We start from the raw sequence: 12,858 nt of genomic DNA, 5'->3' as shown, positions 1-12,858 counted from the left end.
GGGGCTGCCCCACGGCCGGCGTCGGGCCGTGGGTCTGCGGCGCGCCGTTCTGCGCCGGGGAGGGACCCGGCCGGGCCGCGGCCGGTGCCGGCACGGCGGTCGGCACCAGATGGCCCTCTGCGTTCGGGCGCGTCACCGGCATCTGCAGCTTCGCCTGCGGCGGTGCCTGCACCGGATGGGCCGCCGCCTGCGCGCCGACGCGGCTTGCGACGGTCGGCTGCGGCAGGCCGCCGCCCGCCGGGGCACCACCCTGAGGCGCGCCGCCGGGACGGCCAGGGGCCGCTGCAGGGGCTGCTGCGGTCGCGACGATCGGCCGGGTGAATTTCGCCGCCTGCGCCTGCGGCAGGGCCGCCTGACGCACCGGTTGGGCGTTGACGAAGGTGTCGTGGTTCACCGCCGTGACCGCGTGCTGATTGACGTAGGTTACGTTGGTGACGTTCGTGACATTGTTCACGTTATTGATGTTGTTCACGGTCTTGTTGACCGTGATGTTGTTGATCTCGGTCCGCGAGACGTTCGTGATGTTGACGTTGCGGATATAATTGTCGCTGTGGTGGTACCAGGGCTCATAGACCTCGTGCGGCCCGAGCGGGATCCAGCCGATGGCGGCACCAATGCCGACGCCGACGCCAATACCGACTGCAACGCCGACGCCGATCCCCGGCCCCGGGTCGCCACCGACGAAGGCGACCATGGCCGGCGCATAGACCGGGCGCTCCACGACCTCGCCCGGGACCCAGCACCAGTGGTTTTCGTACTCGGCCCAGCGGCCATAGTGGAATGGCGCGAAGCCCCAGGGCTCGGCGTCGACCCAGGTCCAGCCCCAGGGGGCGACCCAGGACCAATGGCCCTCGCGATAGGGCGCCCAGTCCGCCTGGACGGCGGACGGCGTCCAGACCGCGCCATATTGCGGCGTCTGTTGCCAGGTGCCGTACTGGTCGAGATTGTCGGCGCCGACCACCTGCGGCGAGACATAGCGATGGGCGACCGGCCGCTCGAACCAGTGCATGCGGTCGGCGACCCAATGATCGAACCCGTCGTCCTGGATCGGCTGCTGCGTGTATTGCAGCGGATCGCCGGAGCTCACGACCAGCTCGTTGTTCGTCTCGACCGGCACGGTGCCGTTCGGCTCGAGCAGCTGGGCGTTGCCGTAAAGCGCGCCGATCATTGTCGGGTTCTGATCGTCGCCGGCGATGATGCGGTAAGTCCCGTCAACGTTGAGCGCCACTGTGCCGCGCGGCGCCGTCACCTCATAGGTCTCGTTCGGCTGCCTGCCATGCAGATGCACGTCGGCGCGGCCCTGCGGCACGCTGATGTCGACGTTCTGATCGTCGACCGCGACGATGTCGACCTCGGTGCCGCCGTCGAGATCGACGCGCGCGGCGCCGATCTGGATCTCGGCCTTGGAGCCCGGCTCGGTCCACAGCGAGGCGCCGGGGACCATCGGATAGTTGAGCGAGGCGGGTGCCCAGGGATCGTTGGCACTCGGGTGCATCGAGACCGTGCCCTCGATGAGCGAGATATAGCCGACGCGCGACGGTGGGTCCTGGGCCGGGCCGCTGTCCGGTGGGGCATCTTGCGCGAACGCACCGGCGGTCGAACCGAAGCCGAAGGCCGAGAGGGCCACCAACGCCACCGCAAGCAGGGACCTGCTGCGGACGGTTCGGCGATGATTGGGCATTTAACCCTACTCCTGACGAGATGACGCGAGGGCGCCTGGACTATTCCGATAACGCCCCGCTCGCGTGGACTATTCCGCATCGACCGCCGCCCGGAAGCTGTCCCCGGTCGGCGAGCGATGTCGAAATTTACGCCAGAACCAAGGGTTTCGTTCCCATCCGGCACGATCCAGCCATGGAGAGAGGTCGCAAATTTGCCCCAGAAATGCGCGTTTTGCGGGCAGGGTTCAGCTTGCTGGGGGTTCAGCGCGCCGGGGGTTCAGCGCGCCGGGGCTGGCTTCGGCAACGCCCGCACGATACGCCACAGCATGGCGAGCCCGGTTGCGAGGCTCATGATGGTGAAATCGACACCCGAGAGGCGGCCGGCCGTTGCCATGTGCCAGAGCGCCAGCAGCACCGCCGGATGGACGAGCCAATGCAGCCGGCGCCAGTTGCGGCCACCGAGCCAGCGGATCGCTGCGTTGAACGAGGTCGCGGCGAGCGGCACCAGCAGCACGGTCGCAACGAACCCCACGAACAGATAACGCAGGCGCAGGACCTCATGGGTGATGATCCCCGGATCGAAGCCGTAGTCCCAGCTCCAGATCGCGAAATGGCCGATTGAATAGGCGGCCGCCCAGAGGCCGATCGGCCGGCGGAAGCGGATCACCGTCGGCAGGCCTGAAAGGCGCGCGATCGGCGTCACCAGGAGGCCCGCAACCATGAGGCGCAGGCCCCAGATGCCTGTGATCCGCGTCGCCGGCGGGAACGGGTCGGCGATGAACGCACCCCAAAAGGAATCGTAGGCGAGCTCGATGGCCGGGATCGCCAGCGCCAGGATGACGAGCGGTTCGCCGACCCGGCGGAGCCAGTAGGCGAGCTGCTGCTTGGTCCGCCGAGAACGCTCTTGATTAGAGAGGGTCATTTACCACCTGATAGATGTTCGACGGCGCGTCGCCGTCATCTCCGGGTGCCGAAGTCGGGCCCGGGTTGTCTGCTCGCTCGATTGCGTGAGGAGGAGGCTCTAGACCACGCCATGAACCGCATTTCCCTGTTCAATTCGCCGCTGCTCCTGGGTTTCGACCATTTCGAACGCGCGATCGACCGCGTGGCGAAAGCGTCGACCGACGGCTACCCGCCGTACAACATAGAGCAGACCGGCGACGACCGGCTTCGCATCACTCTCGCCGTCGCCGGCTTCACCATGCATGACCTCGTCGTGCAGATCGAAGACAACCAGCTCGTCATCCGCGGCAAGCAGACCGACGATCGCGAGCGGCTCTATCTGCATCGAGGCATCGCGGCCCGCCAATTCCAGCGCTCCTTCGTTCTCGCGGAAGGGATCGAGGTGACCGGCGCCTCGCTCGACAACGGCCTGCTGCATATCGATCTGGTGCGCCCGACCGTCGAGCCCAAGGTCCGCCGGGTCGAGATCCGCGCGAACGGCAAGAGCCCTGCCCACCAACCCATCGATATCGGCGCCGATACGGAGAAAGCCTGACCTATCCGCCACCCATCCATCGGACGGGACACATATCGGATCTGAACGCAATCGCGACCAATCACGTTCTCGTCAGGAGATCGATCCGCGCCCCAAGCATCCGGCACGCGCAATGCAGAGGGACACGGGGAGAGCTCGAGACGGGCACGCGAGGCCGCTGGAGAGAGCCGGTCGGGCTGGATAGGGCCGAGATGCCCCCGCCGCCGGTTCGGAGGTAAGAACCATGAACGACAGCAGCATCATCAATCCCCGCCACATGTCGGACCGCGATCTGGCCGCGTTCGGCGTGCAGGACCTGGCCTTCATCAAGCCGGTCTCGATCAATGACGAAGTCGGCTATGCCATCCACGCGGCCGACGGCACTCAGATGGCGGTCGTCACCGACCGCGACGTCGCCTTCGCCGCGGTGCGCCAGCATGGGCTGGAGCCCGTCAGCGTCCACTGAAGCGACAACCGGCCGGAGTAGGTTCCTCGGGTAAATCCCTCCGGCCAAATCCCCCGGGCCAAATCCTTCCGCCGGCCCGTTCTCCCACGAAGGGCGTCCGGCGCAGCCCTCACGCCGCGTTGGACGCCTGATCCTCGGTCAAGAGCGCATAGAGCGCATCAGCGCTGTCCGTGCCGCGCAATTTGGCACAGACCGCCCGATCCCTGAGCAGGCGCGACACGCGCGCGAGCGCCTTCAGGTGGTCCGCCCCGGCGTCCTCGGGCGCCAGCAGCAGGAAGATGAGGTCGACCGGCTGATTGTCGATCGCCTCGAAATCGACCGGCTTGTCGAGCCGGGCGAACAGCCCGGTCATCTTGCTCAAGCCGGGTACCTTGCCGTGCGGGATGGCGATGCCGAGCCCGACGCCTGTCGTGCCCAATCGCTCGCGCTCGGACAAGACGTCGAACACGAGCTTCTCCGGTTGGCCGACCAGTACTGCGGCTTTCTTGGCCAACTCCTGCAGCGCCTGCTTTTTGTTAGCGACGCGGAAATTGGCGATCACGCTCTGCGGCGTGATCAGATCGGCGATAATCATCGATAGATCCTGGTGACGCCTATTCAGCCCGGAACACGGCCCGATCGTATGCAATCGGACCATGCTCCAAAATTACTGCGCTCGTGCTAATCATCGCCCGGATTCCCATCCGGGCGATGAGCGCTCTCAGGCGGACGCGCCGTTCTGTCGTGGATCGATCCAGCCGATATGACCGTCGTTCCGGCGATAGACGACGTTGAGTCCGCCATGGGCGGAGTTCCTAAACATCAAAGTGGGCAATTCCGCAAGGTCCATGCGCATCACCGCCTCGCCGACGGTGAGCGTCGGGATCTCCGTCGCCATCTCGGCGACCACCACCGGCTGCCCATCGAGATGCTCGTGCGCCGTGTCGTCATGGTCTTCCGGCTCGGGCGCCAGAACGTAGGAACGCGCCTCGATCGCCTGCTCGACCCGGTCCTTGCCGTTGACGTTGTGCGCGGTCAGGCGGCGCTTGTAGCGGCGCATCCGCTTGGCGATCCGCTCCGCCGCCCGGTCGGCGGCCTGGTAGACGTCCGAATCCTTCTCGCTCGCTTGCATGAGGATGCCGCGGCCGACATGGACCTGCAGGTCGCACGTATAGCGATGGGCCTCGCGCGAGATTACGGCATGGGCCTCGATGCCATTGCCGAAATACTTGCCGACCAGCGTGGTGAGCGTGCCTTCGATGTGCGTTCGAAGCGACTCGCCCACATCCATCTGCTTGCCCGTGACGCGTAACTGCATCGCCATGATGAACTCCCCTTGCTTTGGTCACGCCCGAGCCCTGCAGGACCCGGGCGAGCGGCACCCCGATGGACGCTCGCCCTCGGGATGTCCATGATCCCCTCCGGCCGGCCGGGTTGGCGCCGACGGAGGGATATGCAGGTGCTCTACATGCCCAGCGACTTGTCGCGTCGCCGCAACACGGAAGACGGGATCCGCATCGCTTCACGGTATTTCGCCACCGTTCTGCGGGCGATGTCGATTCCATCCTCACGTAAGATCTCGACGATTCGATCATCAGACAGCACGCCGTCGGCCCCCTCCGCGTCGATCAGCGCCTTGATGCGGAACTTGACTGCCTCGGCGGAATGCGAGGCAGCACCATCGGCAGCGGGGATCGCGGAGGTGAAGAAGTACTTGAGCTCGAACAGGCCGCGCGGCGTCGTCATGTACTTGTTGGTCGTGACCCGGCTGACCGTGCTCTCGTGCATGCCGATTGCCTCGGCGATGTCGCGCAGGATCAGCGGCCTCAGGTGGGAAACGCCGTAGGCGAAGAATGCCTCCTGCTGCCGCACAATTTCCGTCGCAACCTTGAGGATCGTGGTCGCCCGCTGATGCAGCGACTTGACCAGCCAATTGGCCGACTGCAGCTTTTCCGCCAGATAGTCGCGATCGAGCTTGCCGGCTTGGCTCCGGTTGATTTGGGCGTAGTAGCGGGTATTGACCAGCACGCGCGGCAGCGTGTCGTTGTTGAGCTCGATGATCCAGCCGCCGCCCTGCTGCGGGCGCATCATGATGTCGGGCACCACCGGCTGAGCCGGCACGCCGTCGAAGGCGAGGCCCGGCTTCGGGTTCAGCGCCTTGATCTCGGCGACCATCTGCGCCAGGTCCTCGGCATCGGCGCCGCACACGCGCATCAAGGCCCCGATCTCGCGGTTGGCGAGCAGCGGCAGGTTGGCGACCAGCTTCTCCATGCAGGGGTCGAAGCGACCCAGCTCCTTCAACTGGATCGCCAGGCACTCGGCGAGGTTGCGCGCGAAGATGCCGACCGGATCGAAGCGCTGCAGCCGGGCCAGCACCGCCTCGACCGTGGCGAGATCGGTGCCGAGCGTCGCCGCCACCTCGTTCAGGTCAGCGGTCAGATAGCCGGCCTCGTCGACCAGGTCGATCAGGAACAGGCCGATCATCCGCTCGGCAGGCTCCTCGAGGTCGCAATTGAGCTGGCCCGCCAGATGCTCGCGCAGCGTGATATCCTGCCGGAGCGTCTCCTCCAGGCCTGGCAGGTCGTCGCCGCCGGCGCGCGTGCTCGGCGTCTTCCAGGCGTCGGCGTCGCCGGTATAATCGATGGCGCCCTCGCCCTCGGTCCCGGCCGACGCGTTCCACAGGTCCGCGTCCTCGCCGCCGAAGCTCTGCTCGCCGTCGAGCGCCGTCGCGGGCTTGTCCGCAATCTCGGGCGCCGCCTCCGCCCCGTTCGGCGCATCGGCCGCGATCGCGGGCTCGGGATCGCTCTCGTCCCGCTCGAGCAGCGGGTTCTGCTCAAGCTCCTGCTCGACGAAATCGGAAAGTTCGAGGTTCGAGAGCTGCAGCAGCTTGATCGCCTGCTGCAGCTGCGGCGTCATGACGAGGGACTGTGACTGTCGGAGATCGAGTCTCTGACTGAGCGCCATTGTCCTACACCAACCCTAAAGACTGAATCTCTCACCGAGATAGACCCGGCGCACGTTCACATCGGCAACGATCTCGCTGGGCGGGCCTTCCATCAGGACCCGGCCGTCGTGAAGGATGTAGGCCCGGTCGACAATGTCGAGCGTCTCGCGCACGTTGTGGTCGGTGATCAGCACGCCGATGCCCCGGTTCTTCAGATGCCGGACCAGCTCGCGGATGTCGTTGACCGCGATCGGATCGATGCCGGCCAACGGCTCGTCGAGCAGGATGAAATGCGGCTGGGTCGCGAGCGCACGGGCGATCTCCACACGGCGGCGCTCGCCGCCGGACAGCGCCAGCGCCGGCGTGCGCCTGAGATGGCTGATCGAGAATTCCGCGAGGAGCTCGTCCAGCATAGCCTCGCGCGCGTCGACCACGGGCTCGACCACCTCGAGCACGGCGCGGATGTTCTGCTCGACCGAGAGCCCGCGGAAGATCGAGGCTTCCTGCGGCAGATAGCCGATGCCGAGCCGGGCCCGGCGATACATCGGCAGGCCGGTGATGTCGTGGCCGTCGAGCATGATCGAGCCGACGTCCGCGCTGATGAGCCCCGTGATGATGTAGAAGCAGGTCGTCTTGCCGGCGCCGTTCGGGCCGAGCAGGCCGACCGCCTCGCCCCGCTTCACCGAGATCGAGACGTCGCGCAGCACCGGCCGGCGCTGGAAGCGCTTGCCGAGGTTGGTCGCAACCAAGCCGGTCTTGCTCGCGACAAGACGGGGCCTCGTATCATTGGTGGATTGTTCCGGAGCCGGAATGTCTGCTGCGGGTTCTTCACTCCGCGCTTCAGGCTCGCTGAACAACGTCGACAGGATCTTCATGGGGGCTACTCTAGCGCGGTTTCGCCCGTTACGGCTGCGCTTTTTGGTCGGATGCCGCGGAATTGGGGCCCTTGCCGCGCGGAATGATGATGCCCTGAACCCGACCGCGCGTTGTGTCCTCGGCGGTGGGCGGACGGGGCAGGATTCGGCTGACGCCGTTCTGGAGATCGACCACGCCGTACTGGCCCACGACCGTGTCGTCGCCGCGCGCGACCGTGACGTGACCGACGAGCGTCGCGATGCCGGTATCGGCGTTGTAGACGCCGCTGTCGCCGGTGCCGACCTGGTTGTTGGGGCCTGACACGATGACGTGCCCCTTGCCGTCGACGCGGCTGATGCGCGAGTCCTCGCCCGGCGCCTGGGTGACCTGCGCCACCAGCGTGTCGCCGCGGAGCCGGCGGTCGCCCCGCACCGCGACGGCATTGCCGCGCGCAACTGCCAGTTGCTTGCCGTCGTACCATTCGAGCGAGTCGCGCGCCGTCACCACATCCTGCGGCGTCGTCAGCTTCAGGGCCTGCCCGGTCATGACGACGACGGTCTGGTCGACGTCGTAGATGCCATGGTCGCCCACCACTTCCTGGGTCGGCGTCGTGATGCGGACATGGCCGTCGGCGACCACGCGCCAGATCTCGGTCTGGCTCGAGTTCGGGATGTCGCGGTAATAGGCGGTGAGGACGTCGGCATAGAGTGTCGTCTGGCCGCGCTTCGCCACGGCGTTGCCGCGCGCAATATAGGCCTTCACGTCCTGCTGCCACTCGATGCCGTTCTCGCTCGTAACCTCGAGCGGCCCCTGGCTGCGGCCGCCGAGCAGGGTCGAGCCGGTGCCGCCCTTCGTGGCCGCGGTGCCGGCCGAGCCAGTCGTGGCAGCGGCATTGGGTGCTGCGGCGTTGGGCGCGGCGGCGTTGGGCGCTGCGGCCGGGGCCGGCGGCTTCGGAGGCTTGGGCGGCTTCTTCGGCTTGGCGGCCGGCTGAGACTGAGGCGCCTGTTGCGGCTGGGTTTGGCCACCCTGGTCCTGCGCCCATACGGCGAGGGGGGCGCCGAGCAGCGCGACCGCAACGAACAAACCAACGGATTTGGGGAGAAGATCTTTGGGGCTCACTTGGCCTCGCCGCTTGCCGCGTTCATCACCAGCTTGGATTTGCCGGTGAATAGCACGGTCTCACCCTTCTTGAGTATCCTGAAGCCTTGGCCGGTGATGGTGCCGGCGGGGCCGACGCCGTCGACCGGCTGATCGCCCTCGGCAGAGCCTGCGTCGAGGTTCACCCGCGCCTGCTGGGTATGGAACTCGTATCCCTTGTCGTGGAACAGGGTCACATCATTATAGAGGTCGAGGAAATGGCTGTTCGGCTGATAGACGCCGGTCTTGCCGGTGACAACGACCCAGGCGCCTTCCTTGGTCATGATGTCGGCCTTCGGCACCTCGAGCCCGATCAGGTCGGCGTTCTCCTGGTTCTGGCGCGCCGTGTCGGCTGTCAGCGTGAACGGCCGCTTTTCCTTGTCGACGCCGCTGAAGCGCGGATTGACCATGCGCAGGTCGCGCACCTGGGCGCTGTCGAGCTTCGGGAACACGAACTTCAGCCGATTGACGCCCTGCGAGATATACGGCCATGCGGCGAGCGCCAGCAGCAAGCCGCCGGCACCGATCGGCAGCACGAGCTTCGCCCAGCCGACGAACCGGCTGTACCGGACGGCATGGCGCTGAACCTGGCCGCTGCTGCGGCGCGTGCCGAGACCGATCGTCGGCGTCTCGCCGGCGCTCGATCGAGGATGATCGGTCATGCAGTACTCCCGCCTCGGGCCCGCTTCATCGCCCCCTCGGGGCCAACCACAACGTCATTCGCCGGACGGCGCGGGCCTGCCGGCCTGCGCCCTGGTGTCCCAATCATGACCACACGATCATGGCAGCACGTTGGCGCTTGTCATATGCGCACAATTTCGTGTGGGATCAACGCATGTCCGTCCCGCGCGGGGCGGTCATGCTAGATTGACGCACGATGAACCGCCCAATTCTCCCGCTGCCGCCGCTTGCCCGAAGCCTGTCGGCCCGCCTTTTCGTCCTCACCGTCGCCTTCGTGATGCTCAGCGAGGTGCTGATCTTCGTGCCGTCGCTGGCCCACTTCCGCATGAGCTATCTCGAGGACAAGCTCGCCGCCGGCACGCTCGCCCTTCTGGCGCTCGAAGCGACGCCCGACAACATGGTGAGCCAGGAACTGGCGGACCAGCTCCTGCACAATGTCGGCGCCTTCTCGGCCATGCCCGAGGACATGGGGCGCCTCTCCTCGTCCAAGCTCAAGGGCGTGCTGGCGCTCGAGATGCCGCCGGAGGTGCAGCGCGTCGTCGACCTGCGCGCCGAGTCGCCGATCGACCAGATGCGCGCGGCCCTCATGGTGCTGTTCCGCCGCGGCGACCGGGTCATGATGGTGATCGGCCAATCGCCGCACGAGCCGGACATCGCGCTCGACGTGACCCTGCCCGAGCGGCCCCTGCGCGAGGCGATGATCGCGTTTGCCCGCAACCTGTTCCAGATTTCGCTCATCATTTCCGCGATGACGGCGGCGCTGCTCTACGTGACGCTGCAATGGCTACTGGTGCGGCCGATGCGGCAACTGAGCGAGAACATGATCGCGTTCCGCATGGACCCGGAGGACGCCTCGCGCGTCATCCGCCCCGGCCGGCGGCGCGACGAGATCGGTGTCGCCCAGCGCGAGCTCGCCCACATGCAGGAGGCCGTGCGCCGGGCGATCGGCCAGCATGCGCGGCTGGCCGCCCTCGGCACCGCCGTCACCAAGGTCAACCATGACCTGCGCAACATGCTGTCGACGGCGCTCGTAGTCTCCGACCGGATCGCCGAGACCGGCACGCCGGAGATCCGCCGCATGGCGCCGGCGCTGGTCAACGCGATCGAGCGCGCGACCAAGCTGTGCACCGGCACGCTCGCCTATACGCGCGAGGGCGCGCCGCCGCTGACGCTCGTCCGGTTCCCGCTGTCGCCGCTGATCGAGGAGGTCGCGGCAGCACTGCCGGAGCGCGACGGCCAGCCGTTCGCGATCGAGGACGAGACGCACGGCGCCGTGGTCGGCGCCGACCGCGACCAGCTCTATCGCCTGCTGCTGAACCTCGTGCGCAACGCTGCCGAATCCGGCGCCGAGCATGTTCGGTTCCAGGTAGCGCCCGGCGCCGTCCGCGGCATCGCGATCGACATCGCGGACGACGGGCCTGGCCTGGCACCCAAGGCGCGGGAGAACCTGTTCAAGCCGTTCGCGGGCTCGGCCCGGCCCGGCGGCACGGGCCTCGGCCTCGCGATCGGCCGCGAGATCGCCCGCGCCCATGGCGGCGACCTGATGCTCGTCGAAAGTGCCGGCACCGGCACCATGTTCCGACTGACCCTGCCCCAGGGCTCCGTCGAGGGCGCCGCCGTAAGCGAGTTCGCCGGCTGAGCGCCGGCGAATTCCAGCTCAGTCGATGGCCAGCACCTGGGCCTTGAGATAGGCCGATTCAGGCAACGCCGGATGGACCGGATGGTCGGGCCCGGCGCCGCCGGTATAGAGGATGCGGCCCGTCCGGCCGGCGTCGTCGAGCCCCTGGCGCACCGCCTCGGCAAAAAGCTCGAGCGGCATGTTGTGCGAGCAGGAGGCGGCGAGCAGGATGCCCTGTTTCTGGACGAGGGCGGCGCCGAGCCGCACCATCTTGCGATAGCCGCGGCTGCCCGGGCCCAGGTCCTTCTTGGATTTAACGAAGGCCGGCGGGTCGAGAATGACGACGCCGAACCGCTCTTTGGCCTCAGCCAGCTTTTCGAGCGTCTCGAACACCTCGCCGCGCGCGACCTTCACCCGGTCGGCGACGCCGTTCAGCGCGGCGGCCTGCTCAGCCAGCGCCAGCGCCGGTTCCGACCGGTCGACGAGCGTCACCTCGCTCGCGCCTGCGACCGCGGCCTGGATGCCGAAGCCGCCGGAGAAGCTGTAGCAATCGATGACGCGCTCGCCCTTGGCGAGGGCGGCAACGAACGCCCGGTTCGGCCGCTGGTCGAAGAACCAGCCGGTCTTCTGCCCTTCCGAGAGATCAGCCAGGAAATTGGCGCCGTTCTCGCGCACGGGCAGCGGACCCGAAAGGCTGCCCTTCGCAACCCGCGTCTCGCCGGCCAGGCCCTCAAGTGCCCGCGCCGGGCTGTCGTTGCGCAGCACGATGAGCTCGGGCGCCAGCACCGCGTCGAGAGCGGCAAGAATTTCCGCCTCCATGGCCGATGCCCAGGCGGTGTTGAGCTGGCAGACGAGGGCCGTGCCGTAGCGGTCGACGATCAGGCCCGGCAGTCCGTCGGCCTCGGCATGGATCAGGCGGTAATAGGGCTCGGCGAACAGCCGGTCGCGCAGCCCAAGCGCCCGTTCGATCCGCTTTGCCAGGAAGGCGCGATCGATCTTGAGGCTCCAATCGCGCGCGATGACGCGGCAGGTGATGAGCGGATGGGCGTTGAAGGTCGCAACCCCGAGCGAGCGGCCCTCGGCCGTGCGCACGGTGACGAGGCTGCCGGCCGGCAGCGCCTTGGCCGCGGCGTCGAGCACGACCTCGTTCGAATAGATCCAGGGATGGCCGTGTTCGGCGCGCCGGTGCTTGCCCGCGGCGAGCGTCACTTGGGGCCGGGTCGTGGGATCGTCACGCACGGGCGAAAGGCTCCTCGAGGCCGTTCAATCGAAAAGATCGGCGGTCATGACATGGACCACGCGACAAGGGAAGCCCGGCCGCGCGCAGGTCTGCCAGCAAAGCCGCGCCATTTCCATTCTTTAGCCGTCATCCCCGCGGAGGTGGGGATCCAGTCCTTTACGCGCGACAGCGCGGATAAAGAGTGATGTCGCCGCAGACGCGGCTCTTTCTGGATTCCCGCCTACGCGGGAATGACGGTGAATGTTTCACTCGTTACGTCAGCGCAAAACCTGCTTCGCGACCGGCACGGCCGACTGCGGCTCGGTATCCCAGGGGAACAGGATCCAGGTGTCCTGGCTCACCTCGGTGATGAACGTATCGACGAGCGGCCGGCCGGCGGGCTTGGCATAAATCGTCGCGAAATGCGCCTTGGGCAGCTGGCCGCGCACGAGCCGCGCGGTGACGCCCGTGTCGACCAGATCATCGATGATAAGCAAGCCCGTGCCGTCGCCCTCGATGCCTTTGAGGATCTGCGGCTGGCCGAGCGTCCGGTCGTCGTAAGTGGCGACGCAGAACGTGTCGACCAGCCGGATTTCGAGCTCGCGCGCCACGATCGCCGCGGGCACCAGCCCGCCGCGCGTGATCGCGACGATGCCGGTAAACGGCCCGCTCTCGATGAGGCGCCAGGCCAGCGCCTTGGCATTGCGGTGCAATTCTTCCCACGACACCGGGAAGGTCCGTTGCGCGCTCTTCGTCGTCATGATGCAGCCGTTCCAAGGAAATCGGGTATTTCACGGCATTAGCGCGAGATCGCGCGCGGG

The 12,858-nt window shown here is 67.2% G+C and carries 13 protein-coding genes; 3 read left to right on the top strand and 10 right to left on the bottom strand.

Annotated elements, in window-relative coordinates; translation table 11 throughout:
* Together IEY58_RS22810 and IEY58_RS22805 are read right to left on the bottom strand one after the other, a co-directional pair.
* On the bottom strand, window positions 1-1,681 hold a 1,681-nt coding region (locus tag IEY58_RS22810), incomplete at its 3' end, for a DUF6600 domain-containing protein (protein WP_229743886.1).
* Window positions 1,682-1,938: 257 nt separating this feature from the next.
* A complete protein-coding gene (locus tag IEY58_RS22805; protein WP_189050067.1) occupies window positions 1,939-2,583 on the bottom strand; it encodes a protein-methionine-sulfoxide reductase heme-binding subunit MsrQ in 645 nt (214 codons plus the stop codon).
* A gap of 111 nt (window positions 2,584-2,694) precedes the next feature.
* Here IEY58_RS22805 and IEY58_RS22800 point away from each other — a divergent pair, with 111 nt between their 5' ends.
* Together IEY58_RS22800 and IEY58_RS22795 are read left to right on the top strand one after the other, a co-directional pair.
* Entirely contained in the window at window positions 2,695-3,159 is a 465-nt protein-coding gene (locus tag IEY58_RS22800) for an Hsp20 family protein (RefSeq protein WP_189050065.1), read from the top strand.
* 223 nt (window positions 3,160-3,382) lie between these two features.
* Window positions 3,383-3,604, top strand: coding sequence for a DUF1150 family protein (locus IEY58_RS22795; RefSeq protein ID WP_189050063.1), 222 nt, complete (start codon window positions 3,383-3,385; stop codon window positions 3,602-3,604).
* A gap of 109 nt (window positions 3,605-3,713) precedes the next feature.
* Here the strand turns inward: IEY58_RS22795 and ptsN are convergent, their stop codons facing one another.
* The 6 genes from ptsN to lptC all read right to left on the bottom strand — a co-directional run bounded on the left by ptsN (window position 3,714) and on the right by lptC (window position 9,181).
* Entirely contained in the window at window positions 3,714-4,178 is a 465-nt protein-coding gene (gene ptsN / locus IEY58_RS22790) for a PTS IIA-like nitrogen regulatory protein PtsN (protein ID WP_189050061.1), read from the bottom strand.
* A 126-nt stretch (window positions 4,179-4,304) separates the two neighbouring features.
* Entirely contained in the window at window positions 4,305-4,907 is a 603-nt protein-coding gene (hpf, locus tag IEY58_RS22785; protein WP_308422448.1) for a ribosome hibernation-promoting factor, HPF/YfiA family, read from the bottom strand.
* Window positions 4,908-5,047: 140 nt separating this feature from the next.
* Entirely contained in the window at window positions 5,048-6,547 is a 1,500-nt protein-coding gene (gene rpoN / locus IEY58_RS22780; protein WP_189050059.1) for an RNA polymerase factor sigma-54, read from the bottom strand.
* Between the two features lie 15 nt (window positions 6,548-6,562).
* Window positions 6,563-7,402, bottom strand: coding sequence for an LPS export ABC transporter ATP-binding protein (gene lptB, locus IEY58_RS22775; RefSeq protein WP_189050057.1), 840 nt, complete (start codon window positions 7,400-7,402; stop codon window positions 6,563-6,565).
* Window positions 7,403-7,430: 28 nt separating this feature from the next.
* On the bottom strand, window positions 7,431-8,465 hold the full coding sequence (locus tag IEY58_RS22770) for an LptA/OstA family protein (RefSeq protein WP_189050055.1): 1,035 nt from the start codon (window positions 8,463-8,465) through the stop codon (window positions 7,431-7,433).
* A gap of 32 nt (window positions 8,466-8,497) precedes the next feature.
* Complete coding sequence (lptC, locus tag IEY58_RS22765) at window positions 8,498-9,181, bottom strand: LPS export ABC transporter periplasmic protein LptC (protein ID WP_189050053.1); 684 nt, start codon at window positions 9,179-9,181, stop codon at window positions 8,498-8,500.
* A gap of 215 nt (window positions 9,182-9,396) precedes the next feature.
* Between lptC and IEY58_RS22760 the strand changes: the two genes are divergently transcribed.
* The gene (locus tag IEY58_RS22760) at window positions 9,397-10,839 is read left to right on the top strand and encodes a sensor histidine kinase (protein WP_189050051.1); all 1,443 of its coding nucleotides are present in this window, start codon (window positions 9,397-9,399) and stop codon (window positions 10,837-10,839) included.
* 18 nt (window positions 10,840-10,857) lie between these two features.
* Here IEY58_RS22760 and IEY58_RS22755 read toward each other — a convergent pair whose 3' ends face one another.
* The gene (locus IEY58_RS22755; protein ID WP_189050049.1) at window positions 10,858-12,057 is read right to left on the bottom strand and encodes a class I SAM-dependent rRNA methyltransferase; all 1,200 of its coding nucleotides are present in this window, start codon (window positions 12,055-12,057) and stop codon (window positions 10,858-10,860) included.
* Window positions 12,058-12,315: 258 nt separating this feature from the next.
* On the bottom strand, window positions 12,316-12,798 hold the full coding sequence (gpt, locus tag IEY58_RS22750; protein WP_189050047.1) for a xanthine phosphoribosyltransferase: 483 nt from the start codon (window positions 12,796-12,798) through the stop codon (window positions 12,316-12,318).
* Window positions 12,799-12,858: the final 60 nt, after the last annotated feature.

The sequence above is a fragment of the Aliidongia dinghuensis genome, assembly GCF_014643535.1.
GTDB lineage: Bacteria > Pseudomonadota > Alphaproteobacteria > ATCC43930 > CGMCC-115725 > Aliidongia > Aliidongia dinghuensis.
Note: the sequence above shows the minus strand (reverse complement) of the source record. Positions and strands in the feature narration are given on the sequence as shown.